General features: G+C 71.2%; 23 protein-coding genes, 4 tRNA genes and 1 other RNA gene. 15 read left to right on the forward strand and 13 right to left on the reverse strand.

Annotation, left to right across the window (positions count from 1 at the left end; genetic code table 11):
* Nucleotides 1-219: 219 nt before the first annotated feature.
* Nucleotides 220-1,110 carry a phosphorothioated DNA-binding restriction endonuclease gene (locus OG927_RS17090; RefSeq protein WP_056793036.1) on the reverse strand — a complete coding sequence of 297 codons (891 nt, stop codon included), beginning with the start codon at nucleotides 1,108-1,110 and terminating at the stop codon, nucleotides 220-222.
* A gap of 461 nt (nucleotides 1,111-1,571) precedes the next feature.
* Between OG927_RS17090 and OG927_RS17095 the strand changes: the two genes are divergently transcribed.
* Together OG927_RS17095 and OG927_RS17100 are read left to right on the forward strand one after the other, a co-directional pair.
* Nucleotides 1,572-1,856, forward strand: a complete 285-nt coding sequence (locus tag OG927_RS17095; protein ID WP_319105252.1) for a hypothetical protein — start codon at nucleotides 1,572-1,574, stop codon at nucleotides 1,854-1,856.
* Nucleotides 1,838-2,251, forward strand: coding sequence for a DNA-binding protein (locus OG927_RS17100; protein WP_319105254.1), 414 nt, complete (start codon nucleotides 1,838-1,840; stop codon nucleotides 2,249-2,251). The genes OG927_RS17095 and OG927_RS17100 overlap by 19 nt, the downstream gene beginning before the upstream one ends.
* Before the next feature lie 1,178 nt (nucleotides 2,252-3,429).
* On the opposite strand, the gene OG927_RS17105 is transcribed toward OG927_RS17100, so the two are convergent.
* The 5 genes from OG927_RS17105 to OG927_RS17125 form a co-directional block, all read right to left on the reverse strand.
* Nucleotides 3,430-4,086 (reverse strand): contact-dependent growth inhibition system immunity protein, encoded by a 657-nt coding sequence (locus OG927_RS17105; RefSeq protein ID WP_209470105.1) that lies wholly within the window; start codon nucleotides 4,084-4,086, stop codon nucleotides 3,430-3,432.
* A 13-nt stretch (nucleotides 4,087-4,099) separates the two neighbouring features.
* Nucleotides 4,100-4,399: an RNase A-like domain-containing protein gene (locus OG927_RS17110; RefSeq protein ID WP_209470104.1), complete on the reverse strand. Its 300-nt coding sequence runs from the start codon at nucleotides 4,397-4,399 to the stop codon at nucleotides 4,100-4,102.
* A 12-nt stretch (nucleotides 4,400-4,411) separates the two neighbouring features.
* Entirely contained in the window at nucleotides 4,412-4,981 is a 570-nt protein-coding gene (locus OG927_RS17115; protein WP_209470103.1) for a hypothetical protein, read from the reverse strand.
* A gap of 8 nt (nucleotides 4,982-4,989) precedes the next feature.
* Nucleotides 4,990-5,286, reverse strand: a complete 297-nt coding sequence (locus OG927_RS17120) for an RNase A-like domain-containing protein (protein WP_330320399.1) — start codon at nucleotides 5,284-5,286, stop codon at nucleotides 4,990-4,992.
* 263 nt (nucleotides 5,287-5,549) lie between these two features.
* Nucleotides 5,550-5,637: transfer RNA gene (locus OG927_RS17125), tRNA-Ser, on the reverse strand.
* 133 nt (nucleotides 5,638-5,770) lie between these two features.
* On the opposite strand from OG927_RS17125, the gene ffs reads away from it, so the two are divergent.
* The 6 genes from ffs (at nucleotide 5,771) to OG927_RS17155 (ending at nucleotide 14,355) form a co-directional block, all read left to right on the forward strand.
* An RNA gene (gene ffs / locus OG927_RS17130) (signal recognition particle sRNA small type) lies at nucleotides 5,771-5,865 on the forward strand.
* Nucleotides 5,866-5,946: 81 nt separating this feature from the next.
* The gene (locus tag OG927_RS17135) at nucleotides 5,947-8,199 is read left to right on the forward strand and encodes a DNA polymerase III subunit gamma and tau (protein WP_124281727.1); all 2,253 of its coding nucleotides are present in this window, start codon (nucleotides 5,947-5,949) and stop codon (nucleotides 8,197-8,199) included.
* Nucleotides 8,200-8,276: 77 nt separating this feature from the next.
* Complete coding sequence (purD, locus tag OG927_RS17140) at nucleotides 8,277-9,530, forward strand: phosphoribosylamine--glycine ligase (RefSeq protein WP_124281726.1); 1,254 nt, start codon at nucleotides 8,277-8,279, stop codon at nucleotides 9,528-9,530.
* 400 nt (nucleotides 9,531-9,930) lie between these two features.
* Nucleotides 9,931-11,682, forward strand: coding sequence for a M48 family metalloprotease (locus OG927_RS17145; protein WP_330320400.1), 1,752 nt, complete (start codon nucleotides 9,931-9,933; stop codon nucleotides 11,680-11,682).
* Nucleotides 11,683-11,866: 184 nt separating this feature from the next.
* A complete protein-coding gene (locus tag OG927_RS17150; protein ID WP_124281724.1) occupies nucleotides 11,867-13,330 on the forward strand; it encodes a N,N-dimethylformamidase beta subunit family domain-containing protein in 1,464 nt (487 codons plus the stop codon).
* A 95-nt stretch (nucleotides 13,331-13,425) separates the two neighbouring features.
* Nucleotides 13,426-14,355, forward strand: a complete 930-nt coding sequence (locus OG927_RS17155) for a phosphoribosylaminoimidazolesuccinocarboxamide synthase (protein WP_056793029.1) — start codon at nucleotides 13,426-13,428, stop codon at nucleotides 14,353-14,355.
* Nucleotides 14,356-14,396: 41 nt separating this feature from the next.
* On the opposite strand, the gene OG927_RS17160 is transcribed toward OG927_RS17155, so the two are convergent.
* The 6 genes from OG927_RS17160 to OG927_RS17185 form a co-directional block, all read right to left on the reverse strand.
* Nucleotides 14,397-14,472: transfer RNA gene (locus OG927_RS17160), tRNA-Gly, on the reverse strand.
* 22 nt (nucleotides 14,473-14,494) lie between these two features.
* Complete coding sequence (locus OG927_RS17165; RefSeq protein ID WP_056793028.1) at nucleotides 14,495-15,118, reverse strand: response regulator transcription factor; 624 nt, start codon at nucleotides 15,116-15,118, stop codon at nucleotides 14,495-14,497.
* Nucleotides 15,115-16,368, reverse strand: coding sequence for a sensor histidine kinase (locus tag OG927_RS17170; protein WP_245377323.1), 1,254 nt, complete (start codon nucleotides 16,366-16,368; stop codon nucleotides 15,115-15,117). The genes OG927_RS17165 and OG927_RS17170 overlap by 4 nt, the downstream gene beginning before the upstream one ends.
* A gap of 591 nt (nucleotides 16,369-16,959) precedes the next feature.
* Nucleotides 16,960-17,032, reverse strand: a tRNA-Gly gene (locus OG927_RS17175).
* Nucleotides 17,033-17,111: 79 nt separating this feature from the next.
* Nucleotides 17,112-17,183 (reverse strand) — tRNA-Gly (locus OG927_RS17180).
* A 163-nt stretch (nucleotides 17,184-17,346) separates the two neighbouring features.
* Entirely contained in the window at nucleotides 17,347-17,682 is a 336-nt protein-coding gene (locus OG927_RS17185; RefSeq protein ID WP_330320401.1) for a histone-like nucleoid-structuring protein Lsr2, read from the reverse strand.
* Between the two features lie 372 nt (nucleotides 17,683-18,054).
* Here OG927_RS17185 and purS point away from each other — a divergent pair, with 372 nt between their 5' ends.
* From purS to OG927_RS17220, 7 genes are all read left to right on the forward strand, one after another.
* The gene (gene purS, locus OG927_RS17190; protein WP_056793025.1) at nucleotides 18,055-18,324 is read left to right on the forward strand and encodes a phosphoribosylformylglycinamidine synthase subunit PurS; all 270 of its coding nucleotides are present in this window, start codon (nucleotides 18,055-18,057) and stop codon (nucleotides 18,322-18,324) included.
* The gene (purQ, locus tag OG927_RS17195) at nucleotides 18,321-19,001 is read left to right on the forward strand and encodes a phosphoribosylformylglycinamidine synthase subunit PurQ (protein ID WP_056793024.1); all 681 of its coding nucleotides are present in this window, start codon (nucleotides 18,321-18,323) and stop codon (nucleotides 18,999-19,001) included. The genes purS and purQ overlap by 4 nt, the downstream gene beginning before the upstream one ends.
* Nucleotides 18,998-21,247 (forward strand): phosphoribosylformylglycinamidine synthase subunit PurL, encoded by a 2,250-nt coding sequence (purL, locus tag OG927_RS17200; RefSeq protein ID WP_056793023.1) that lies wholly within the window; start codon nucleotides 18,998-19,000, stop codon nucleotides 21,245-21,247. Before purQ ends, purL begins: the two co-directional genes overlap by 4 nt.
* A gap of 107 nt (nucleotides 21,248-21,354) precedes the next feature.
* A complete protein-coding gene (locus OG927_RS17205; protein ID WP_056793022.1) occupies nucleotides 21,355-21,879 on the forward strand; it encodes an ArsR/SmtB family transcription factor in 525 nt (174 codons plus the stop codon).
* 25 nt (nucleotides 21,880-21,904) lie between these two features.
* Nucleotides 21,905-22,729 (forward strand): M23 family metallopeptidase, encoded by an 825-nt coding sequence (locus OG927_RS17210; RefSeq protein ID WP_330320402.1) that lies wholly within the window; start codon nucleotides 21,905-21,907, stop codon nucleotides 22,727-22,729.
* A 157-nt stretch (nucleotides 22,730-22,886) separates the two neighbouring features.
* Nucleotides 22,887-23,690 carry a maleylpyruvate isomerase family mycothiol-dependent enzyme gene (locus tag OG927_RS17215; protein ID WP_124282721.1) on the forward strand — a complete coding sequence of 268 codons (804 nt, stop codon included), beginning with the start codon at nucleotides 22,887-22,889 and terminating at the stop codon, nucleotides 23,688-23,690.
* A 30-nt stretch (nucleotides 23,691-23,720) separates the two neighbouring features.
* Nucleotides 23,721-24,554: an META domain-containing protein gene (locus OG927_RS17220; protein ID WP_403090606.1), complete on the forward strand. Its 834-nt coding sequence runs from the start codon at nucleotides 23,721-23,723 to the stop codon at nucleotides 24,552-24,554.
* A gap of 22 nt (nucleotides 24,555-24,576) precedes the next feature.
* On the opposite strand, the gene OG927_RS17225 is transcribed toward OG927_RS17220, so the two are convergent.
* Nucleotides 24,577-26,046 carry a sulfatase family protein gene (locus OG927_RS17225; RefSeq protein WP_209470073.1) on the reverse strand — a complete coding sequence of 490 codons (1,470 nt, stop codon included), beginning with the start codon at nucleotides 26,044-26,046 and terminating at the stop codon, nucleotides 24,577-24,579.
* Nucleotides 26,047-26,067: the final 21 nt, after the last annotated feature.

Below are 26,067 nucleotides of genomic sequence, written 5' to 3' on the forward strand. Positions count from 1 at the left end.
GTGGCACGAGGTCCGCGTGCCGTGGGCGCTCTCGACGACGTCGTGGAGGGGCCGGGTGGCAGTGGCTCAGGACGCCGAGAGGGGCGGACCGGAGGGCTCCGAAGAGTGTCTCATTGAGACTACGAACGTTGAAGGGCCCCGCAGCAAGCTTGGGTTTCAGTGGTCGTCGCAACACCCCAGCTGAAGGCCAGCGCGTTCGTGTGACCGCCAGGTCGGCGGTCAGTCGGTCGCTGCGGGACGTGGGCTGCCGTGGAAGACCTGGCTGGTGTGCCAGGAACGGTGGTCGGCGGCGACGGGGCGGACGCCCGCCTGGGGCCCGATCACCGGACGGCCGGCAAGCATGACGACGTGCTCCCGGGCGGCGGCGCTGCGGCCGACGAAGCTCTGCGAGACCAGGATGCGGTGGCCCTCGCCGATACCGAGTACGCCTTTGTCGAACAGCTTGTGGTGCAGCGAGCAGAGGCACAGCCCGTTCTCGATGTCGTCCGGTCCGTCGAAGGCCCACCAGCGCACATGGGCAGCCTCGAGCCCGACCGGCACTGCCCCGATCCTTCCGTCGTAGCCGCAGAAAGCGCACTGGTACTCGTAGGCCGTCAGGACCATTTCCCGCATCCGCCGGTCCCGCTGCCTACGCGCGCTCAAAGCCGGCGCCTCGGCCTCCTCCAGCGCCAGGCCGACGGCTTCACAGAGTTCGCCGTGGAGGGAAGGCGTGAAATTGAGATCGAGCAGCACCCGTGCCATGCGGCCGAGGAGGGACGGCTCCCGCCGCAGCGCCGTACGTAGCTCCGGTGTCAGCCGCCCGGTGGCACCGGTTGCGCGCAGCTCCCTGACCCGGGTCCCGGGACTCGCCGGCCCGCGCTCGGTGCGCACCTCCCACACGCCGTCACTCACCAGGTGATGGAAGGGGTAGGCGGGCGTCGTCCGGTTGCCGGGGCCGTACTCCGTGAGCAGTCGCCCCAGGTCGTCTTCCACCGCGCTGTACAGCAGCGCGCCTTCGGAGTCCTGCTGGAACCGACTGAGCGCGTACAGGAGCAGCAATGGCTTGTGCGGAGCCCTCACCCCGCTCCGCGTCCACTGCCTCAACTGCGCGGTGCGTTCGACCCAGTCCATGGTCGGCGAGCGTAGTAGTGGCTCGTCGATACCGCGTGGCTACTTCTACGGGACTGGTCCCAGTCCGTTCATCCTGTTCGTACAGTTCCGACATGTCGAAGCCGCTGTCGCAGCGCTGCGTGCAGCTGAGCTCGACCGCGATTACGTGGGCATCATGCGCTCGCCGACCGAGTGACGCTACCCGTCGACGACTGGCTGGCTCCTGGCGAGCGAGAGCTGTCCGAGGCGTCGACTTCGATGCGCAGCCCGCGGAGGATACGAGATTCGAACTCGTGAGGGTCGGAGGTGGTCATGGGCGTCCTGACCAGCCGTGGAGCGGACTGTCCAGCGGCGTCCGGGCACGGCTGAACGTAGGTGAATGAGACCAGAACCGAGGACCACGAGGTGAGTGGTGGGCAGCCCGCCTCATTCGGCGTGCTGCTTCCCGGTCGAATTCCTACTTGTTTGATAATGTCAGTCCCATGAGCGATATTCCGTACAGCGTCGGTGAAGGGCCGGCCACCAGGGTCAGCCTCTCCCTTCCCGAGGGGACGGCGGAGGCGATCCGCCGGCGGGTCGGCAAGCGTGAGTTCTCCGCGTTCATCACCGAAGCGGTGGAGCGTGAGCTGCGCGGTCAGATCTTGGATGAGTACCTGGCCGACTACGAACGCCGTCAGGGGCCGATCTCCGAGCCCGAGCAGGAGCGGGCGCGCCGGGTCTTCGACGAGGTGTTCGCTGAGGAGGGGCAGTGGCCCGCCGCAAGCTGAGCCACGAAGGCACCCTCGTTCTCGACTGCGAGGGTCTGTCGAAGTTCGTCAGTGATCACGAGCCCGTCGTCGCACTCGTCGCCGAAGCCCGCAAGCGGGGCATGGAGGTGGTCATCAGCGCGCTCACCATCGTCGAAGCGGTGCATCGCCGGACCGACAAGGCCCGGCTCGCCTGGGTCCTGTCCGGCGTGCGGATCGTGCACATCGGCGACGAGGAGGCCAAGGCCGCCTCAGCCGTGCTGATCAACGCCGGGCTGCATGGTCACAAATACGCCATCGACGCCGCCGTGGCCGAGGCGGCGCTGCGTCAGCGCCGCCCGGTCGTCATGCTCACCTCTGATATTGACGACATGACGAAGCTCTGCGGCGACAGAGTGCGCCTCGTCGCCGTGTAGTCGACGCCCGCGACCACCCCAACGCGGATGTGAGGTCGGTCCGTACGTCCTTGTCCGTGCGTGGCGGCCGGTGGACCAGTCGGGAGCATCCAGGGCCGTGAACGGCTGCGTGGCCGGACGGCTCGTCTTCATGGTGCCGTGAGGCGCAGCAGGCGCGTGTTGGCCTCGTCCGGTGCGAAGCGACCAGGGGTGCATTCCGTGGCGGACCGAAGTCCGAGCCGCTCCAGCATGGTGTGGTGTTCCTCATGCGCAGGGCTCGGGCTCGCCGCGCTTACGGGCCGTCTCGATGCGGCCGTCCGGCGTCAACCCGGTGGTGTCCTAGGCGAGATGGGCAGTGCCCAGGGAAGCGAGAGCCCTTGCTGGTCGCGGCGCTAGTTGCGGTCCGACACTCTGTTCGCCTGCTCAGGACGCTGCGGAGATGCGAGACCCGAAACTCGTGAGGGGTTGCCCCAACACACGTCGAAGGCCCCCGCAGCGAGCCTTGGGTTCACTCGTCGAGAACGTAGCGGACGTGTGGGGCTTCCTCTCCCCGTGGCACCGGGGCAGGAGGAGGACGATGAGATCACCTTCGCCGACAGGAGATCGACAGAAACTGCCGGGCGGGTGAGGAGGGCTGGTTCGTCAGCGACGCACGGCCTATCCGAGACCTGGGCCAGCCGACCGGCGGATTCACCCTGCCGCGCATGCGTGCGCCAAGGTCAGGCAATTACACGCTGATCTTGCCCGTCGAGCGGGCTGCCGCCTCTGCGGCTCTGGGCTGTCCGCCGTGAGGGCTGGGGCCGTGCGCTGACTGCGGCCAGCTGATGCACCGGTCCGGGCGCGACACGGCCATGTTCTGCGGCGTGTGCCGTGAGGCTCTGAACAGTCGGTAGGTGCCAGCAGCTCGTTGGTGACAACTGCAACCACCAACGTCGAAGGGCCCCGCAGCAAGCTGCGGGGCCCTTCGACGTATTGCCCGGTGAGAGCAATGGCGGAGGATACGAGATTCGAACTCGTGAGGGGTTGCCCCCAACACGCTTTCCAAATGTTCGTACGGCTGTCCGGCGGAGGTCGTACCCGTCCTGACCTGCGGCGGAGCGTCCAGGGTGGCCCTGTCCGGACGGGCCCGGACAGGGGCGAATGAGACCAGAACTGAGACCAGGCGGGGCGCGAGCCGGGCGCCCACGCGCTCCACGCCGTCAGTCGGCGCTCAGAACCGTCGCCACCGCCTGGAACCACGCTCCGTACGAGAACGGCTCGGGCGGGTTGACCTCCATGCCGAGTTCCGCGGCGGCCACGGCGTAGTCGCCCTCGTCCAGCGGGAGGGCGATCAGTTCGTGGAGCTCACCGACGAGGCGGGCGACGAGCTGGGGGTCGGTGGTGGCGGCGTAGTCCGCGACCGCGGCCTCGTGGTCGGGGAACTCGTCGACGATGTCCTGCGAGAACCAGCCGCCCAGCAGCTGCGCGGTCTCCGGGAACCGTGCGTGCCACTCCCAGTGCGTCTGCGGGTTCGTGGGCGGCGGCACCTCGCCGTCCTCGATGCTCTGCTTGAGGTGGTCGGCGAGCAGGAGCAGCCAGTCGCCGATCGCGGACTGGGGGATGCCCACGTCGGGGACCGCGTAGAACTCCCCGAGGTCGATCCGCAGGCGTCCCGGGGGGTTGCGGCTGTATTCGCGCAGCTGCCGCTCCGCCTCCGCGATGGCCCAGGGCCGGGTGTGCCAGGTGTGGCGCAGATAGGCGTCCAGGGCTCGGCTGCGCCGCTCGGCGGTGTCGTCGGCGCTCTGGCCGAGGTAGGCGCGCAGGACCTGATCGAGCTCGCCGTAGCGGCGGTCGTGCTCAAGGGGCTTCATGGACACGGTCGCACTGCCTCTACGGGTAGAACGGGACGGTGGTCTGTACGACGAACCCGTACGGGCTGTCAGGCTCCCGCCGCAGGACGACGCGGGCGGCCCGGACGTCGAGCGGCTCCTGCCCGGCGAGCAGCATCGCCTCCAGCAGCACCCGCCCGACGGGCTCCTCCCGGGACGGCCAGGCGGCCTCGATGGTGAGGCGGGCCCGCGTCCCCTGGGCGAGCCAGCGGTGGATGACCTGCTCGTTGGCGGTCACCACCTGCTGGGTGGCCCACTGGGCGGTCTCCCGGTCAGGGTAGGTGGCGGATCGGGTCAGCATCGGATCATTGTCTCAATTCGCGTTGAACGACCAGAAGACCCCGACCTCGTCCGCGGACACCGCGATCAGGCCGAGATCCATCATGTAGCCGGTGAAGGGGTGGCCGCCTTCGAGGTCGCCCGCCAGGAAGTCGGGCGCGTCGCAGGTACGGGCGAGGCCGGAGGAGGTCCAGAACGCCGCCTCGGGACCGAAGCGGTCCAGCACGGTCCGGGCGTCCGCGAGCACCGCGTCGCGGTCCTCCCGCGACCGGACCGGGGAGCCCTCGAAGAACCACTCCTGCGAGAGCGAGGCGAGCAGCTCGACGGCGGCGCCGGCCGTGATCGGCCGGAGCCCGGCGCGGAGGTCCTGGGCGGCCGTCACACGGAACGGGTAGCCGGGGCAGCCGGCCTCCCAGCCCTCCTGGAACGTCTCCGAATCCAGGGCGAACCAGCCCCGCGGGTCGGCGACGGACCGCTCCATGACGGCGAGGACGTCCTCGGCCCAGTCCCCGTGCAGCCGCGGACCGCTCCTGGCGAAGACGAAGACGTCCTCCAGGAGCCGTAGCAGCGCAGCGTCCCAGGTGCTTCTGTCGAGGGGGTTCATCAGAGTCCCTACAAGGTCGGTCGGGGCGCGGGCATCGACGTGTAAATGATGTACGGCGGATCGAGGCTGGAATCGTACTTGAGGACGGTCTTGACGTAGTTGACGTCGATCGCCTTCGCATTGAGGCCGTGGTCCTTGTAGCCCGTCCCGGGGATCGTGCCCGTGGACCCGTCCTGGTTGGGCGTGGGCTGCTTGGAAACGTAGCTGCCGCTGGCCTCGCCGTTTGGCGTCTTGCTCACGAAGGCCTTGTTCTGGCCGTCCTGCGGGTTGGAGGCGAGCCAGGCGTCGATCTCCGACTGCGTCAACCGCAGGTTCTGCTCGGTGAGCCGCTGCGCGTCCGCGAGCGATGGCGGCCCGATACCAGCACGTGACGGGCGGCATCCTCGCCGACGTCGCGCAGCGGGTTGGGGGACTCATCTGGGAAGTGGCCAAGGAGCCCGACGAGACCGGCGCGGAGGGCTCCGCAGCGTCTCAATGAGACTGCAGATGAGACTACGGGCCTAGGAGAACGCCGAAGGGCCCCGCAGCAAGCTGCGGGGCCCTTCAACGTATTGCCCGGTGAGAGCAATGGCGGAGGATACGAGATTCGAACTCGTGAGGGGTTGCCCCCAACACGCTTTCCAAGCGTGCGCCCTAGGCCACTAGGCGAATCCTCCGCCGCAAACAATACAAGACGTTGGAGGGTGCTCGCGAACACGTTCCCCGGAGATCGTTCCGGACCGCTCTCCGGGAGGTGTGCGGCCGGGGAGCGGGTGGACGGCGGGGGGCCGGTATCGGCTAAGGTGGGCGTCAGCCCCTCACGTGGCGCTATCTGACTGAACTCCCCCAGGGCCGGAAGGCAGCAAGGGTAGGTTGGCTCTGGCGGGTGCGTGGGGGGCCCTTGCGTGCCCGGAGCGTGTCCGTCCCGCCCGGTGCCGTGCCCGGAGCGGGACCGGTTGTCGGTCCACCCCGATAACCTCGTAGATGTGTCGTCCCTTGCGCTGTACCGCCGCTATCGCCCCGAGTCCTTCGCCGAGGTCATCGGTCAGGAGCATGTCACTGACCCGCTGCAGCAGGCCCTGCGGAACAACCGGGTCAATCACGCGTACCTGTTCAGTGGGCCGCGCGGCTGCGGAAAGACGACCAGCGCGCGCATCCTCGCCCGCTGTCTGAACTGCGAGCAGGGGCCCACGCCGACACCGTGCGGGGAGTGCCAGTCCTGCCAGGACCTGGCGCGCAACGGGCCGGGTTCGATCGATGTGATCGAGATCGACGCCGCGTCGCACGGTGGCGTGGACGACGCCCGTGACCTGCGGGAGAAGGCGTTCTTCGGGCCCGCGTCGAGCCGGTACAAGATCTACATCATCGATGAGGCGCACATGGTCACCCCGGCAGGGTTCAACGCCCTGCTGAAGGTGGTCGAGGAGCCGCCGGAGCATCTCAAGTTCATCTTCGCGACCACGGAGCCCGAGAAGGTCATCGGCACGATCCGGTCGCGTACCCACCACTACCCGTTCCGGCTGGTTCCGCCCGGGACCCTGCGCGGGTACCTCGCCGAGGTGTGCGGCAAGGAGAACAGCTTCGTCGAGGACGGTGTGCTGCCCCTCGTCGTCCGGGCCGGTGCGGGATCCGTGCGTGACTCGATGTCCGTCATGGACCAGCTGCTGGCCGGAGCGGGCGAAGGAGGTGTGACATACGCCATGGCGACCTCGCTCCTCGGTTATACGGACGGGTCCCTGCTGGACTCCGTCGTGGACGCCTTCGCGGCGGGCGACGGGGCGGCGGCCTTCGAGGTCGTGGACCAGGTCGTCGAGCGGGGCAACGACCCGCGGCGCTTCGTCGCCGACCTGCTGGAGCGGCTGCGCGACCTGGTGATCCTGGCCGCCGTGCCGGACGCCGGGGAGAAGGGGCTGATCGACGCTCCCGCCGATGTGGTCGAGCGGATGCAGGCACAGGCGTCCGTCTTCGGCGCCGCGGAGCTGAGCCGCGCGGCCGATCTGGTCAACGAGGGGCTCACGGAGATGCGCGGAGCGACCTCGCCGCGGCTCCAGGTCGAGTTGATCTGCGCCCGGGTGCTGCTGCCTGCCGCCTTCGACGACGAGCGTTCGCTCCAGGCCCGGCTGGACCGGCTGGAGCGCGGTGCGTCCTTCGCGACCGCCGGGGCGGGCCCCGCCCTGGGATACGTGCCGGGCCCCGAGGCGCACGCGGCCGGTGCCGGGGTCGCCTCCGGGCCGCACGCAGCCCGCGCGGCGGTCGGCGCTCCCGCCGACGTGCCCCGGGGAGCCCCTGCGGCCCCGGAGGCCCCGGCTGCCGCGCCGGCGCTCCACCAGGCTCCGGTCCACCAGGAACCGGCTCACCAGGCGCCGGTCCAGCAGGCGCCGGTCCGGCAGGCTCCGACCGAAGCAGCGCCGGCCGAAGCACCCGCCTCCGCCTCCGCCCAGCGGCCAGGAGCCTGGCCCGCAGCCGGGGGACCCGGCAGTGGAGCCGCGGGCGGAGGCGAGGCGGCGCGCAGGCCCGGTGGCTGGCCGACCACGTCGGCGCCCGGCCGGACGCCGCCTCCGCAGGCCCCCGCCGCGGCTCCGATCCAGGCCGCCGCCCCCACGCCCGCCGCCGCACCCCCCGCAGGCGGGCAGGACATGGTGCAGGGCGCGGCCCAGGTGCGGAACATGTGGCCGGACATCCTGGAGGCGGTGAAGAACCGCCGCCGCTTCACCTGGATCCTGCTGAGCCAGAACGCCCAGGTCACCGGCTTCGACGGCGCCACCCTGCAGATCGGCTTCCTCAACGCGGGCGCCCGCGACACCTTCACGAGCAGCGGCAGCGAGGAGGTGCTGAAGCAGGCGCTCGCCGAGCAGTTCAACGCCAAGTGGCGGGTCGACGCCGTCGTCGACCCGTCGGGCGGCGGTGGCCAGCCCGTGCAGACCGGTGGTGGCGGCCGGCCTCCGTCCTCCGCTCCGTACCAGGCCGCGCCCGCCCCGCAGGCCCCCGCGTACGAGCCCCGGCCCGCCCCCGCACAGCAGCCCCCGCCGGCCGCACAGCAGCCCCCGGCCCAGCAGCCGGGCAGGCCCGAGCCGAGCGGGTACGACCGGAGTGCCCCCGAGCCGTCGTACGCGGTGGCGCCCGAGGACGACACCGCGGAGGCGGACGATCCGGATCTGGTCGACTCCGCGCTCTCCGGGCACGAGCTGATCGTCCGTGAGCTGGGAGCCACGGTCGTGGAGGAGTTCACCAACGAGTAGGGCGCCGGTTGCCGGGCCGCCGTCCACGGAGCGGCGCTCGTCGAGGCCGCCCCGCCCCGGCGGTTAGGCTGCACACCGTGAAGGTCCTCGTCATCGGCGGCGGCGCCCGCGAACACGCCCTGTGCCGCTCTCTTTCCCTCGACCCCGATGTCACCGCTCTGTACTGCGCCCCCGGCAACGCCGGAATCGCAGAGGTGGCCGAACTGCGCCCGGTGGACGCGCTCGACGGCGGAGCCGTCGCGCGCCTCGCGACCGAGCTGGGCGCCGAGCTGGTGGTCGTCGGCCCGGAGGCACCGCTTGTCGCCGGTGTCGCCGACGCCGTGCGCGCCGCCGGTATCCCCTGCTTCGGCCCCTCGGGCGAGGCGGCCCGGCTGGAGGGCTCCAAGGCGTTCGCCAAGGACGTCATGGCCGGTGCCAACGTCCCGACGGCCCGCAGCTACGTCTGTACGACGCCCGCCGAGATCGACGAGGCCCTGGACGCGTTCGGCGCCCCGTACGTGGTCAAGGACGACGGTCTCGCGGCCGGTAAGGGCGTCGTCGTCACCGACGACCTCGAAGCCGCCCGCGCCCACGCGCTGGCCTGCGACCGCGTGGTCATCGAGGAGTTCCTCGACGGTCCCGAGGTGAGCCTCTTCGCGATCACCGACGGCACCACGGTGCTGCCGCTGCAGCCCGCCCAGGACTTCAAGCGCGCCCTGGACGGCGACGAAGGCCCGAACACCGGCGGCATGGGCGCGTACTCCCCGCTCCCGTGGGCCGACCCGAAGCTGGTCGACGAGGTCATGCAGACCGTCCTCCAGCCGACCGTCGACGAGCTCCGCCGCCGCGGCACGCCCTTCTCGGGCCTGCTGTACGCGGGCCTCGCGATCACCTCGCGCGGTGTACGGGTCATCGAGTTCAACGCCCGGTTCGGCGACCCGGAGACCCAGGTGGTCCTGGCCCGGCTGCGGACCCCGCTGGCCGGGATCCTGCTCGGTTCCGCCAACGGCACCCTGGACGTCGTACCGCCGCTGACCTGGCACGACGACGCCGCGGTCACGGTGGTCATCGCTTCGCACAACTACCCCGCGACGCCTCGGACGGGTGACCCGATCGAGGGCCTCGCGGACGTGGTGGCCCAGGATGCGCCGCATGCGTTCGTCCTGCACGCCGGCACCCGGCAGGAGGGCGACGCGGTCGTCAGCGCCGGAGGCCGCGTGCTGTCCGTCACCGCGACCGGCAAGGACCTGGGCCAGGCCCGCGAGCGCGCCTACGCGGCTGTCGGCCGGATCCGGCTCGACGGCTCCCAGCACCGTACGGACATCGCCCGTAAGGCAGCCGAGGAGGCCTGAGGGCCGCTCGCACTCCGCCGCACCCGTGCCCGGCACCTCTCCGCGAGGTGTCGGGCACGACTGCGTGCGGCCCCTCCCGGCCCGCCCGCCCCCACCCCCGGCGCGCTCGGCCACCGGAGCCTTCCGAGCCGACCGGAACTCTCCCCAGGGCCCTCCGAGTCCACCGGACGCCCGCGCCCGTACCGCTGAACCCCTTCGGGCCGGCGCGTCAGCAGCTTTGCCCAAAGCCATTCCATCGGGTGACGACTCGGCCATCCGGATGACGCCCGCCCGGGCCCCAACTAGGGTGCGGCGCAGGCGTTCCGGCACTTGGCCCACCGGCATTGCGATGTCGGAGGCTGGTGCCACAGTGGGGGAGTGACCAACACCGTCGCGGGGGCAGAGGGGGTGACGTCCGGCCGTGTCCGCTACCGGTTCGGTTGAGGAGCTGGGTGCGCTGTCGGCGCGTGCCCGTGCCCTGGCGCTGCTGCGCATCCGCAGCAGGGCTACGGCCGTTGCCATCCTGCCCGCCGCCGCGGCCGTCGTGCTGTTCGTCGCGGAAGCACAGGGGCGGCTCGGCGGCGGTGCGTGGGACACGGCGCGCTGGGCGGTGACCGCCTGCGCGGCCGTGGTGCTGCTGCTCGCCGCGACGGTCTCCGTCGCGGTGGCGCGGGCGAGGCCCGCGATCAGCCCGACGGTGCCCCTCACCGAGAAGGCGGCCCCCGATCTCTACCGGCTGGTGCGGGACCTGGCCGACCGGCTCGACGTCCCGGCGCCGTCGGCCATAGCGCTGACCCCGGACTGCGACAGCTGGCTGGAGGACCGTACGCATCCCGCGGCCCGGCCGAGGGCGACGGAGCCGGCCGGGGGCCTGGCCGGCGGCAGGCGAGGGCGGCGGGTGCCGGCCGCGCCCGTGCTGGTCATCGGCTCGCCCTTCCTGTGGTGGATGCGGGTCGCCGAGCTGCGGGCGGTGCTCGCCCCCGTCGTCGCGGGCACGGGGCCGTCCGCGCACCCGGACATAGCCGCCGCCCGCCGCTTCGTGCGCGGCCTGGACGCCGTGGTCGCCGATGCCTCCGTGCCCGGCCAGGGGTTCCTCCGCCGCATTCCGTCGGCCTTCGCGGGGTCGGTCGCCCGGGTGCTGCTGCGCGGCTGCCGCGGTCACGCGGCCGAGATGGAGCGCTGCGTCGCCGCCGCGGCCTCGGTGCGCGCCCAGGGGGTGGACTACGGGCTGCGGATCGTCGCCCAGGAACAGGTCGGCCTCGCCTACGCGGGCTGGGACCGGCTGCTGACCCGGGTCGCGCTGCCGGCCTGGCGGATGGGCCGCTGGCCCTCCCGGCTCGACGCGGGGGTCGTCTCCGCCCTCACCGAGCTCTCCCGTCGCGACCGGCTGGCCGACGGCTTCGCCTCCCGGCTCGGGGAGCGCCCCGCCTGCGATCTCCTGGAGGAGCCCGGCGCGGCGGACGAGGCGGCCTCACTGCTGGCCGCGCGGCTCTTCCACGGCGGCCCGGCGGAAACGGGCCCCGGCTGGTCGCCGGTCGACTGGCAGCAGTATCCGGAAGAGGTCGTCGACCGCAAGTGGCGCACCGAGGCCGCCCGTCTCCACCGTGTGCTCGACACCATGGGAGTGGCCACGAACATCTCCGTGGGAGCGCAGGGTCAGGGCGGCGCACCGATCGACGGCTCCGCGGTGCCCACACTGTCCCGGGTCATCGACCACCTCGCCGCTCCGGGCGGCAACAGCGAGGAGCTCGCGGCCGGCATCGGCGCCGCCGTGGCCCGTGACGAGGCGGGGACGGCTGCCCGGCCCGGTGCGGGCGCCGAGGAGGCCCGGAGCGGCCCGGAGGGCGGGAGCGCCGCGGCGGTCGCCGCCGACCCCCTCGACGTCTGGGGGCCCGTCCCGCTCCCGCTCTTCCCGCTCCAGCCGCCCCGTACGGGCACGGAGCTCCTCGCCGACCACGTCGTGGCGATGGTCTGCTGCGCCGCCGTGGACACGGCCGGAGCGGCACCCGGCCTCGACTGGCTCGACGGCCCCGCGCTGCTGGTCGACGGCGGGCGCAGGTCGGACCTGGGCGGCCCCGTGCTCGTCCTCGTCGAGGACGGTGACGCGGAACCGCTGCGGGCCTGGCTCTCCACGGTTGGTGTCCGTGCGGACAAACCCGTGCGTCTCGTATGAACGGCCGTGCGTTCACCTGAACCACGAGATGTCCGCCGTACACCTCCAATAGCCGGAAGAATGGCCTCCGTTCACATCAATTCACGACGAACGGTGACGGAGTGCATGCGACATGTGATGTGCTGGGGGCAGGCGTCGCATCCGGCGCGGCAGAGGTGTCCGGGGGACGAGGGAGGGGAGCGGTATGGGGGCGGACCACATCCGGCGATGGGAATCGGGTGCCCTCGCGCATGCCGTGAGCGACCCCTTCGGGCAGGGCCCGCTGCCCTGGCTGCGCGGCAGCGAGAACTACTTCGACGACACCGGTCAGGTGGTCGCCTGGTACGCCGACCCCGATCTGGGGCGCGGCGGCGCGGGCGGCGGCACGAGGACCGCCGACGACGTGCGGCGGCAGATCAAGGGCTTCGCGTCACCCGGTGCGGCGGCACCCGGCGAGGCGATCGACTTCCACATCACGGTGGACCCGCCCCAGCAGTTCTCCGTCGACGTCTACCGGATCGGGCACTACGCGGGCGACGGCGCCGCCAAGATCACCACGAGCCCGCGCCTCTCCGGCATCGTCCAGCCGCCGCCGCTCACCGCCGAGCGGACCGTCTCCTGCCACCACTGGTGGCTCTCCTGGCGTCTGCAGATCCCCGCCTACTGGTCGGTCGGCGCGTACGTCGCTGTCCTCACCACCGCCGACGGATACCGTTCGCACATCCCCTTCACGGTCCGCGACGACCACCCCGCCGACCTGCTGCTCCTGCTTCCCGACATCACCTGGCAGGCGTACAACCTCTATCCGGAGGACGGTCGCACCGGCGCCAGCCTCTACCACGCCTGGGACGAGCAGGGGCGGTTGCTGGGCGAGGAGGACGCCGCCTCCACCCTCTCCTTCGACCGTCCCTACGCGGGCGCGGGCCTGCCCCTCCACGTGGGCCACGCCTACGACTTCATCCGCTGGGCCGAGCGGTACGGCTACGACCTCGCGTACGCCGACGCCCGCGATCTGCACGCGGGCCGCGTGGACCCCAGCCGTTACCGCGGCCTGGTCTTCCCCGGTCACGACGAGTACTGGTCGGTGCCCATGCGCCGTACCACCGAGCTCGCCCGCGACACGGGCACCTCGCTCGTCTTCCTCTCCGCCAACACCATGTACTGGCAGGTCGGTCTCTCGCCGTCCCCCTCCGGCGTCCCCGACCGTCTGCTCACCTGCCGCAAGCGCAGCGGCCCGGGCAAGTCCGCCCTGTGGCGCGAGGTCGACCGCGCCGAACAGCAGCTGCTCGGCATCCAGTACGCGGGCCGGGTCCCCGAACCGCACCCGCTGGTCGTGCGGAACGCCGGGCACTGGCTCTGGGAGGCCACCGGAGCGGGGGAGGGCGACGAGCTCGACGGGCTGGTCGCCGGTGAGGCCGACCGCTACTTCCCGCGGACGACGCTGCCCGAGCACGAGAACCGCATGCTGCTCGCCCACTCCCCCTACCGGGACGCCGACGGCGCGACCCGGCACCAGGAGACCTCGCTCTACCGCGCCCCGTCCGGTGCGCTCGTCTTCGCCTCGGGCACCTTCGCGTGGTCCCCGGCCCTGGACCGCCCCGGCCACGTCGACCCCCGGATCCAGCGGGCCACGGCCAATCTGCTCGACCGGATCTGCAAGCGCGACTGAGCGGGCCCGACCGCCGGCGGCGACCCCCGGCGGCGGGGCACGTTCGCATGCGGGACAATCGGACCGACTCCTGGATCAACCTACGCGGAGGCAGCGTGTCCGGTTTCGTAGAAAAGCCCGAGCCCGTGCAGGTGCCGGGGCTCACCCACCTGCACACCGGCAAGGTGCGCGACCTGTACCGGAACGAGGCGGGCGACCTCGTGATGGTCGCCAGCGACCGTATGTCCGCGTACGACTGGGTCCTGCCCACGGAGATCCCGGACAAGGGGCGGGTGCTCACCCAGCTGTCGCTGTGGTGGTTCGACCAGCTCGCCGACCTCGTCCCGAACCACGTCCTGTCCACGGACCTCCCGCCCGGCGCCCCCGCCGACTGGGAGGGCCGCACACTGATCTGCCGGTCGCTGCGGATGGTCCCCGTCGAGTGCGTGGCACGCGGTTACCTCACGGGCTCCGGCCTGGTCGAGTACGAGGCGACGCGCACGGTCTGCGGCCTCGGTCTTCCCGAGGGCCTCGTCGACGGGTCCGAGCTCCCGGCGCCGATCTTCACCCCCGCCACCAAGGCGGCGGTCGGGGACCACGACGAGAACGTGTCGTACGAGGAGGTCGCCCGCGAGGTCGGCAGCGAGACGGCGGCCGTGCTGCGGCAGACGACGCTCGCCGTCTACGGCAGGGCGCGTGACATCGCTCGCGAGCGCGGGATCATCCTCGCCGACACGAAGTTCGAGTTCGGCTTCGCGCCCACGGCGGACGGCGGCGAGGAACTGATCATCGCGGACGAGGTGCTGACCCCGGACTCGTCGCGCTTCTGGCCCGCGGCCACGTGGGAGCCGGGCAGGGCGCAGCCCTCGTACGACAAGCAGTTCGTGCGGGACTGGCTGACCTCGCCGGCCTCCGGCTGGGACCGCCACAGCGAGCAGCCGCCCCCGGCCCTGCCGCAGGAGATCGTCGACGCGACCCGGGCCAAGTACCTGGACGCGTACGAGCTCCTGACCGGCACCAAGTGGCCGGCCGCGCGACAGGCGTAACGGCAGAAGGCCCCGGTCACGAGGACCGGGGCCTTCTTGCGTGGAGCGAACGACGAGGTTCGAACTCGCGACCTCAACCTTGGCAAGGTTGCGCTCTACCAGCTGAGCTACGTTCGCATGCGCCGCAGCGCGCTGCCCACTATACCCAACCTCGCTCACGGGCGAGACGCACCGCAGCGTGACGGTTCTCCGCACCGAGTTTGGAGACCGCCGCCGACAGGTAGTTGCGTACGGTGCCCTGCGACAGCGACGCCCGCTCCGCGATCTCGGCGACCGGCGCCCCGTCCGCGGCCAGTTCCAGCACCTCCGCCTCCCGCGCGGAGAGCGGTGAGTTCCCCGCGGAGATCGCGTCGGCCGCCAACTCGGGGTCCACGTAGCGGTTTCCCTCGTGCACCGTACGGATGATCTCGGCCAGCCGCCGGGCGCTGACGGTCTTCGGTACGAACGCCCTGACGCCCGCCGCGAGAGCGCGCTTCAGATGGCCCGGTCTGCCGTGACTCGTCACGATCATGGTCCGGCATCCGGGGAGCCCGGTGCGCAGCGATGTGGCGACCTTCACACCGTCCGCCCCCGGCATCTCCAGGTCGAGGACGGCGACGTCGGGCCGGTGGGCCAGCGCCATCGCGAGCGCCTCGGGCCCGGTCGCCGCCTCGGCGACGAGGACGATGTCGTCCTCCAGCGCGAGGAGGGCCGCCAGGGCGCCCCGGATCAGGTGCTCGTCGTCGGCCAGCAGGACCCGGACGGGCCGTGGTGCGGATGTCATCGTTCCTCCTGCAGGGCCGGGGCGGGTTCTCGTGGTGACGCGGGCAGCGGCACCGTCGCCGCCAGGCGGAACAGGCCGTCACCCGTCGGCCCCGCCTCCAGCGAACCGCCCAGTGAGGCCAGCCGCTCCCTCAGGCCGTTCAGTCCCGAGCCGCCGGGGCTCACGGCCGTGGCCGGCGACACCCCGTCGTTCTCCACCACCAGGCGGGCCTCACCCTCCGCGCTGCGGAGGCGGATCACGCACAGCCGGGGGTCACCGTGGCGCAGCACGTTGGTGGCGGCCTCCCGCACGACCCAGCCGAGCGCCGACTGCACCGTGGCCGGCAGCCGTTCCACGTCTCGAGGGCTGCCGCCCTCGACGGAACAGCTGATCCCCGCCGCCCGCAACACGCCCCGCGCCCCCGCCAGTTCCGTGTGCAGGTCGACCTCCCGGTAACCGCGTACGACATCGCGGACCTCCTGCTGGGAGACCCTGGCGATCCGCTGCACCTCGACCATCTGGTCCACGGCGGCGGGCTTTCCGCGCTGCGCCAACTCCACGGCCAGCTCGCTCTTCAGCGCGATCACCGCCAGATTCCGGCCCAGCACGTCGTGCATGTCCCGGCCGAAGCGCAGTCGCTCCTCGGCGACGGCCAGACGGGTCTCCACATCCTGGGCCTCGCGGAGTTTCGACATCACACCCAGCGACCATGCGGACAGTCGCACGCTCACGGTGATCAACAGGCTGCTGAAGGCCACACCGAGGAACGTGGAGAGCACGGAGGTGCCGTCCCCGCCGGTCAGTTTGACACCGACGCACAGCCCGCCGACGAGCAGCGCCTGGAACACGCCGGACACCCACACGGGCGCGACGAGGACGAACGACGTCATGAACGGCGCCACCGACGCACCGAGGGCCAGCTGCAGTTCGGGGAACTTCTCGACGCCGGTGTACGCGCTGAGTGCCAGCAGGCCGGACATGTTCGCGGCCAGCAGGACCGCTCCGAGCGCGAGCAGACGCCGGTCGGCGTCCCGACGGCCCAGATAGCTGTCCATTGTCCGGGCGACGAGGGGAATTCCCACGGCGATCTGCCCGACCGCGGCCAGAACCGTCCCGGCGATCAGCGCGAGCGGGGCACCGGACTCCCGCACCGGACGGGTCACCGTCAGCAGCACCTGGCTCAGGGTGGCCAGCCACACGAGGGAGTGCAGGCTGCCGCGCGTGTAGAGGTCGATCTTGTCGTAGCCGCTGCGCTTCTGCCAGCGCCGCATACACGCCCTCACCCACACCACAGTGTCCTGCTCCCCTCGGCCTCGTACGGTCGGTGGCGTCGCGCGTCGTCGCGCCACCACCGCTTCACAGCAAACACCGGCGGCGCGGTCGGGGCCAGGCCGGCTGCCCGCGCCGAGCCGGTCACGAACCGCCGAGCCGGCCGTGATCCGCGGCCGGGCCGGGGCACGCGGGCCCTTCGGGGAGCTCGACGGCGGACTCCCTCGGGGCTCTCGGTCACCAAGGACCCGGGCACCCCCGACAGGGCGGCGACGCGGTCGTCCGCACCGCGGGAGCGACCCGCCGCGGAGGAGCCACCAGCCGCGGAAGGGCCGACTGCCCCGCGGAAAGAGATCCAGGTCACGGCCTCGGATGTCTCCGTGTAGGGGGCATCCGCACATCGCCGCCGCATTTCACACCCTCCGCCGGTGGGGCCGGCGGGCTGAAGATCCTCGGTGGTCATGACCCGAGTCTTCCGTCGGATCACGGGCGTGGGCAGTGCGCCCTGTCATCACGGCTCATGACAAACGTCATGAGCCGGCAACGGACACGACAAAGGCCCCGGTCGATATCGACCGGGGCCTTTGAACACGAGCGGACGACCAGGTTCGAACTGGCGACCTCAACCTTGGCAAGGTTGCGCTCTACCAACTGAGCTACGTCCGCATTGCAACCACTCGGCTTTCACCGGTGGAGCGATCACTACTCTACCTGATCCACCAAGTGGTCCGGTAAGGCAGTGCAGAGCGGGTGACAGGAATTGCACACTGCGCCTTCCCCCTGGAAGGAGGATGTTCTACTACTGAACTACACCCGCACGCTGCTTCGGACCCGGCTTTTCGGCCTTGCCCTTCGGCGTGCTCCAGACTCTAGCCGACCTGCAGGGGTGTTGTGCAAGTCGGCTCCCCGGGGCGTCGTTCCGGAGGGGGCCGGGGGCCGAAGCGGAATGGATCATTCCGGGCGTGACACCCGGGCGCCCCTCAACTGGCGGCCTGGAACGCCTCGTAGACCTTCTTGGGGATCCGGCCCCGGGCGGGCACCTCCATCCGGTGCGAGCGGGCCCAGGCGCGCACGGCGGCAGGGTCGGGGGCGAGCGACGTGTGGTGGTACGACACCGGAGTCCTGCCGTGCTTGCCGGCATTTGTCTGATTTCGACCGGCCGCCACGTAGGGGGCCAGGGCCTTGCGCAGTTTCTTTGCGTTGGCGGGATTGAGGTCGATCTCGTACGACTTCCCGTCCAGGGCGAAGGTGACCGTTTCCGCCGCTTCTCCCCCGTCGATGTCGTCCGAGAGTGAAACCACTACGCGCTGAGCCACGGATATCGGTCCTTTCCTACGGCATCGCCGCGTCTGACATGCGCCGATGCCGGCCTTCCGGCTGCCAGGCGGATACGGATCGACCGGGTGTCGACTGTTCCGGGGCAATGGTGCTTTCCCCCGTAATCATTTGTACAGCGGTGGGAGCCGCATTGTGAAGCCCGGCCAATTACCTCCGCGTGTCCGCATGCAATCCGGATGAAGATTTTTCCCTGGATTTTCCCCGCATGTTGTCGCGGCCGATATCTCACCGTGATCCGGCCCGCGCGATATCTACCCGCGTAGAATTTCAGGCCAGGTAGGCTGAGTGGACCCGCGGGGATCTGGGGAACCCCTCGGAGACACAGCCGCACCACACCACCGGGAGTGCCAGTGGCACGCGTCGTAGTCGACGTCATGCTCAAGCCGGAGATCCTCGACCCGCAGGGACAGGCTGTGCAGCGCGCACTGCCCCGTCTCGGCTTCGACGGAATCGCGGACGTACGTCAGGGAAAGCGTTTCGAGCTCGAGGTCGAGGGGCCGGTCGACGCCGCGGCCCTCGCCCGTATTAACGAGATGGCCGAGACCTTCCTCGCCAACACCGTCATCGAGGACTTCACCGTCAAGATCGAGGCGGACGAGAAGGCCGAGGAGTCGAAGTGACCGCTCGTATCGGAGTCGTCACTTTCCCCGGCACGCTCGATGACCGGGACAGCCTGCGGGCCGTCCGGATCGCGGGTGCCGAACCCGTATCGCTGTGGCACCGCGACACCGACCTCCACCAGGTCGACGCGGTCGTCCTGGCGGGCGGTTTCAGTTACGGCGACTATCTGCGGGCCGGCGCCATCTCACGTTTCTCGCCGGTGATGGAAACCGTCATCGAGCAGGCGAAGGCCGGTATGCCGGTCCTCGGCATCTGCAACGGCTTCCAGATCCTGACCGAGGCGCACCTGCTGCCCGGCGCGATGCTGCGCAACAACCACCTCCACTTCATCTGCCGCGACCAGAAGCTGCGGGTGGAGAACGCGGAGACAGCCTGGACGTCGGACTACACCGCCGGCCAGGAGATCTCCGTACCCCTGAAGAACGTGGACGGCCGGTACACCGCCGACGAGCGCACGCTCGACGAGCTGGAGGCCGAGGGACGGGTCGCCTTCCGTTACTCCGACGTGAATCCGAACGGCTCGCTCCGCGACATCGCGGGCATCACCAACGCCGCGGGCAACGTCGTCGGTCTGATGCCGCACCCGGAGCACGCCGTCGAGCCGCTGATCGGCACCGGTCGCACCGACGGTCTCGGTTTCTTCACCTCGATCATCAAGAAGCTGGTCAACGCATGAGCCTGGACACGGTCGAGCACGCGGCCGAAACCCCGGACGCCGAGCAGCCCTGGAAGGACCTCGGCCTCAAGGAGGACGAGTACGCCCGGATCCGCGAGATCCTGGGCCGCCGTCCCACCGGCGCCGAGCTCGCCATGTACTCCGTGATGTGGTCCGAGCACTGCTCCTACAAGAGCAGCAAGGTCCACCTCAAGCAGTTCGGCGAGAAGGTCCCCGAGAACGACGCGATGCTCGTCGGAATCGGCGAGAACGCCGGTGTCGTCGACGTCGGGCAGGGTTACGCGGTCACCTTCAAGGTCGAGTCGCACAACCACCCCTCGTACATCGAGCCCTACCAGGGCGCGGCCACCGGCGTCGGCGGCATCGTCCGCGACATCCTGGCCATGGGTGCCCGCCCGATCGCGGTCGTCGACCCGCTGCGCTTCGGTGCGGCCGACCACCCCGACACCCGGCGGGTCCTGCCCGGCATCGTCGCGGGCATCGGCGGATACGGGAACTGCCTCGGCCTGCCGAACATCGGCGGCGAGGTCGTCTTCGACGCCTGCTACCAGGGCAACCCGCTCGTCAACGCCGGCTGTATCGGTGTGATGAAGCACGAGGACATCCACCTCGCCCAGGCCTCCGGCCCCGGCAACAAGGTGATCCTGTACGGCGCCCGCACCGGTGGCGACGGCATCGGCGGCGTCTCCGTGCTGGCCTCGGAGACCTTCGACGACACCAAGCCCACCAAGAGGCCCGCCGTCCAGGTCGGCGACCCGTTCCAGGAGAAGCTCCTCATCGAGTGCACCCTGGAGATCTTCAAGGAGAAGCTCGTCGCGGGCATCCAGGACCTCGGCGGCGCCGGGCTCTCCTGCGCCACGAGCGAGCTGGCCTCCGCGGGCTCCGGCGGTATGCGCGTCGAGCTGGACACCGTGCCGCTGCGCGACTCCTCCCTCTCGCCCGAGGAAATCCTCATGAGCGAGTCGCAGGAGCGCATGTGCGCGATCGTCGAGCCGCAGCACGTGGACCGCTTCATGGAGATCTGCGAGAAGTGGGACGTCATCGCCACCGTCATCGGTGAGGTGACCGAGGGCTCGCAGCTGGAGATCTTCTGGCACGGCGAGCAGATCGTGGACGTGCCGCCGCGGTCCGTGGCCCACGAGGGCCCGACGTACCACCGCCCGTTCGCCCGCCCTTCCTGGCAGGACGCGCTGCAGGCGGACGACGCCGGCAAGCTGGCCCGTCCGGGAGACGGCGCGGAGCTGCGCGAGCAGGTCCTCAAGCTCGTCGGCTCCCCGAACCAGGCCTCCAAGTCCTGGATCACCGACCAGTACGACCGCTTCGTGCAGGGCAACACGGTGCTCGCGATGCCCGAGGACGCGGGCATGGTCCGGATCGACGAGGAGTCGAATCTGGGCGTGGCCATGGCGACCGACGGCAACGGCCGGTACGCGAAGCTCGACCCCTACACGGGCGCACAGCTCGCGCTGGCGGAGTCGTACCGCAACGTGGCCGCGTCCGGTGCCAAGCCGCTCGCCATCTCGGACTGCCTGAACTTCGGCTCCCCCGAGGACCCGGACGTCATGTGGCAGTTCGCCGAGGCCACCCGTGGTCTCGCGGACGGCTGCCTGGAGCTCGGCACCCCGGTCACCGGCGGCAACGTGTCGCTGTACAACCAGACCGGTGAGACCGCGATCCACCCGACGCCGGTCGTGGCCGTCCTCGGTGTGATCGACGACGTCACCCGGCGCACGCCGGTCGCCTTCGCCGAAGAGGGCCAGCTGCTCTACCTGCTGGGCGACACGCACGAGGAGTTCGGCGGCTCGGCCTGGTCCGAGGTCATCCACCAGCACCTCGGTGGCATGCCGCCCAAGGTCGACCTGGGCCGCGAGAAGCTGCTCGGCGAGATCCTGATCTCGGCCTCCCGCGACGGCATGATCGACGCGGCGCACGACCTCTCCGACGGCGGCCTGATCCAGGCGGTCACCGAGTCCTGCCTGCGCGGCGGGAAGGGTGCCCGGCTGGTCGTACCGGACGGGCTCGACGCGTTCACCTTCCTGTTCTCGGAGTCGGCGGGACGCGCGGTCGTCTCGATTCCGCGCAGCGAGGAGCTCCGCTTCAACGACATGTGCGGTGCACGGGGTCTGCCCGTGGCCCGGATCGGTGTCGTGGACGGCGAGGAGATCGAGGTCCAGGGCGAGTTCAGCATCCCGCTGAGCGAGCTGAGTGAGGCTCACGAAGGGACCCTGGAGGGTCTGTTCGCCTAGATTCTGCCTGAGCCGAAGCCCCCGTCCGGGTCGACCGGACGGGGGCTTCGGCGTTCTCACCGGAAACGTGTTGGTTTATGTTACGTAATTACGTAAGGTTGTGTTCTGTGGAGCTTGAAGAACGCGTCGCCGAGCTGGAACGCCGGCTGGCGGTGCTGGAGCGGGCGGCGGACGGCGGCCCGCCGAGCCTGGGCGTCGGCGACTTCTGGGCGCTGGACGGGCTGAAGGACCAGCTCGAACAGGTCGGGGACGCCGCGGCCGACGGCGGGGTGCTGTTCACGGGCGCGGTACGGCTGCCGTCCGGCGAGCGTCACGAGTGGCAGTACGGCGCGCTCACCGCAGGGCTCCTGGGGTCCGACGAGGACCGCCCGGACTGGGCGGAAGCCGCCGAACCCCTGGCCGCGCTGGGCCATCCGGTACGGCTGCGGCTGCTCCGCGAGATCCTCGCGGGCCGGCGTACCGCTGCCGAGCTGGCCGGGCTGGACGAGACGGGCACGACCGGTCAGATCTACCACCACCTGCGTCTGCTGACCGGCGCGGGCTGGCTGCACACGACGGGCCGCGGGCGCTACGAGGTGCCCGGCCCCCGCGTCGTGCCGCTGCTGGTGGTGCTCACGGCCGCCCGGCCCTGACCGCACACGCTACGAGGGGAACGTCATGTCCGTACGCAAGGCCGCCATGATCCTGTACCGCTGCTGCTGGATCGTCTTCGTCGCTCTGGTGCTGGTCACCGCCTTCACGGAGCCGCTGGACCCGTTCGGCCTGGTGTTCCTGCCTGCCGCGGTGGCTGTCGTCATCGGCTTCGTGGTGAGCCGTTCCGGCGGTGCGGCCATGACGGATCCCCGGCCCGCGGTGGAGGTGGACCCGCCGGTGACGGGCCGCTGGACCGCGCTCAACAGCCCGGCCGACAAGGTGCCGAGCCACGGCACACACGTCTACGGGCAGACGTACGCGATCGACATCGTCGCCGAGCCGGAGGACGAGAGCCGTCCGCCCTTCCGGTGGCTGTGGCCCGTCGTCCGGCCCAACCGCGACTTCCCGGCCTTCGGTGCCCCGCTCCTGGCGGTGGCGGCCGGCACCGTCGTCCACGCGAGCGACGGGCAGCGCGATCACCTCAGCCGGAACTCGGGCCCGGCACTCGCGTACCTGCTGCTGATCGAGGCGTCGTTGCGCGACCTGGCCGGTGCGAGCGGGATCTGCGGCAACCGCGTCGTGCTCGACCTCGGCGACGGGACGTACGCCGCGTACGCGCACGTGCAGCAGGGCTCGCTCCTGGTGGAGGCGGGGGAGACCGTCCGGGCCGGGCAGCAGCTCGCCCGGTGCGGCAATTCGGGCAACTCCACCGAGCCGCACGTGCACTTCCAGCTGATGGACCGCCCGGACTTCGACACGGCCCGGGGAATCCCCTTCACCTGGCGCGGCCTCGGCATCCCGGCGAACGGCGATGCGTTCGTCGCCGACGAGGCTGTCAGCAGCGGCTGACGGGCCCGTCGGCCGTCGCGCGCGTGGTGCGTGCGGGCCCGGGGGCGGGACGGACGGCCGGTGCCGTGCGCAACAGCGTGCGGTGGGCCACCGTGTACGAGACCGGGAGCGCGGAGGCACGGGGGTGCTGTCGGACCCGCCGGTTAGTCTCACCCCCATGCCCCCGGCCAAGAAGCGCCCTCGCGCCTACGACTTCTCCAGGACCCGGACCGCCGTCCTCGCGCAGTTCGCCCAGGTGCGGGAGGTGGTCCGCACCCTGACTCCCGAACAGCTCGCGGGTCCGGCCGGACCGGGCGGGTGGACCGTACGGGACCTGGCGGAGCACCTCACCACGGTGATCGAACGGGTCAGCAGCGCTCTGGAGCTCCCGGAGCCGGCGGGCGGCCCGAAACCGCAGCTCACCCTGCTGGAGTGGCCGTTCTCCACCGCCGAGGGTGCCGGGCGCACCACCGACGGCACCCGCGCGCCCGCCGGGGAGTGGCCCGGCCTCGACTCGCTGTACGAGGAGACCGCCGCCCGGTTCGCCGCGCTGGTCCCGTCCGACGCGGGGGACCGGCTGGTGACGACCCGGGCGGGGACCATGCGGCTGGGCGACTTCCTGGTGACCCGGACCGTCGAGCTCGTCGTCCACACGGACGATCTCCACCGGGCGACCGGCATCGACATCCCGTACGACCGACAGGCGCTCGCCGCGTGCACCCGGCTGCTCGCCGACGCGCTCGCCGACCGGGCGCCGGGGGGTTCCGTCGAGGTGCGCATCCCGCCCTTCGCGGTCGTGCAGTGCATCGGCGGGCCCAAGCACACCCGGGGCACGCCGCCCAACGTCGTGGAGACGGATCCGCTCACCTGGGTCCGGCTGGCCACGGGCCGTGCGGAGTGGACGCGGGCGCTGGAGGACGCGCGGGTCAGTGCCAGTGGGGAGCGGGCCGACCTCGCCCCGCTGCTCCCTCTGACGGGCTGAGGGAACCGGATCGACGGGTCGATCCGTCCCATGGCCATGTACAAACAACGTATGGCTGTCAGTGTCCTGGCCCTCCTCACCCTCGCCGCCTGCGGTACGGAGTCGGGCTCCGGAGCGGGATCCGGAGACGGCAGCGGCACCGTGCGGACGGACCTCCCCCTCAGCGGTGTCCACTGGAGCGTGTCCTCCCTGACCGTCGGCGGGAAGAAGACCACCGCCCCCGACGGAGCCCACGTCGAGATCGACTCCGCAGGCAGGGCGAGCGGCAATCTGGGCTGCAACCGCTTCACCGCGGACGTCCGAGTCGACGGGGACACGGTCACCGTCGGACCGGACACCACCACCGGAATGGCCTGCGCAGAGGAAGTCCAGCGGTTCGAGGAGGCGTTGGGCCGCACGTTCAGCGGCGAGCTCCGGGCCGCCGTCGCGGGCGAGGACGCCGGGAGGACCCTGACCCTGACCGCGGCCGGGGGCGACTCCATCGCCCTCGCCTCCCGGCCGCCGGCCCCGCTCACCGGCACCGCCTGGAAGGTCACCGGTCTGGTGTCCGGCGACACCGCCTCCTCCCTGCCCGCCGGCACGGAGGGCACGGCGCACCTGACCCTCGGCAAGGACGGCTCCGTGGAGGGCAGCCTCGGCTGCAACTCCTTCCACGGCAAGGCGGCGGTGTCCGGCTCCACGATCACCTTCGGGCCGCTCGCCTCGACGCGGAAGATGTGCCCGGGCCCCGAGATGGCCCTGGAGCGTGAGCTGCTCGCCGTCCTCCAGGGCAGGGCGACGTACAGGATCGAGCACCGCACCCTGTCCCTCACCGCCGAGAGCGGCAAGGGACTGGACGCGTCCGCCCCGTCGGACGGGAAGTGACCGATCCGGCGCCCCCGGGGCGTCAGGAAGCCGTCGGGTACGGGAGAAGACCGGCGTTCGTCCGCTCCCACGACGCCCGCAGCTCGGCCAGCAGCTCCGGCTCGGCCGCTGCCCGGTCGGCCTGTTCCCGCTGGTCGTCGGCCAGCCGGAACAGCTGATCGGTGCCGCTCCTGCCCCGGTAGTACTTCCAGTCGCCGCGCCGCAGCGCCCGCTCCCCGCGCACCCGCCAGAACAGGTCGCGCTCCTTCGGGGCCTCGTCCCGCAGCAGGTAGCCGGCGAGGCTGGTGCCGTCCAGGGGATGTGCGGGGTCCGGGCGGGCGCCGCCGAGTTCCAGCAGGGTCGCCGTCCAGTCGGGCGAGAACACCGGCAGGTCGCTGACCTGGTTCCCGTTGATGCGGGCCGGCCAGCGCAGCACCGAGGGCACCCGGATGCCACCCTCCTGGAGCGAGCTCTTGTTGCCGGACAGCGGCCAGTTGTACGAGAACCGCTCACCCCCGTTGTCGCTCGCGAAGAAGACCAGGGTGTCCTCCTCCTGGCCCGAGCGCTTCAGTGCCTTCAGCACCTCGCCGACCGAGCGGTCCAGGTCCTCCACCATCTCCGCGTACTTCTCGACCGAGCCGCCGTCGGCGTTCCACAGGGCGCGTCCGTCGCCCGCCTTGATCCGCCGGACGATCTCGGCACTCTCCTCGGTGTCCCCGTCCGCGATCCACGGCCAGTGGGGCGTGGTGAAGTTCAGGTTGAGGAGCCACGGGCGGTCGTGGTCACGCTGTACGTACTCGCTCGCGCGCTCCGTCAGGATGCGTGTGTAGTAGCGGAGGTCCTTGTACTCGGCGTCACCCTCGTACAGGTCGTACTCGCCGCCGAGACCGAGCTTCGAGTAGTACTCCAGGGCCCCGCCGAAGTTCCCGAAGAACTCGTCCCAGCCCGAACGGGTCGGGCTGTAGTCCGGCAGGTAGCCGCAGTGCCACTTGCCGATCAGCGCGGTCGCGTAGCCGGCTCCGCGCAGCAGGGACGCCAGCGTGGGGTGGGTCGGTTCGAGGCCCACCGACGTGTCGGCGATGGGCTCGGCGAGCCCGCCCTCGGTGCGGCCCGGGTAGCGGCCCGTGTAGAGGCTGAACCGGGTGGGGGAGCAGGTGGCGGAGCCGGAGTACGCGTCCGTGAACCGCACGCCCTGGCGGGCGAGCCTGTCCAGGTTCGGGGTCCGGATGTGCGGGGCCCCGTAGGAGGAGAGGTCCGCCCAGCCGAGGTCGTCGCCGAGGATGAACAGGATGTTCGGGCGGCGCGCGTGCTTGCCGCGGTCGGCACGGAAGGGCTGCTCCCGCGCGGCTCCCGCAGCGGTCGCTTCCGCAGTGCCCGGGCCGGCAGCGGCGGCGGCCGGGATCCCCGCGGCGACGGTCGCCGCGGTGGCGCCCACGGCGGCGCCGAAGGCGCGCCGGGTCAGCGGCGAGGGGGTTACGTGAGGGGAACTGGTGTTCGATTCGTTGGCAGGCATGAGTCTCCTCGGCGGGCTTCG

It is taken from the genome of Streptomyces clavifer (assembly GCF_036345975.1).
GTDB classification, from domain to species: Bacteria; Actinomycetota; Actinomycetes; order Streptomycetales; family Streptomycetaceae; genus Streptomyces; species Streptomyces clavifer.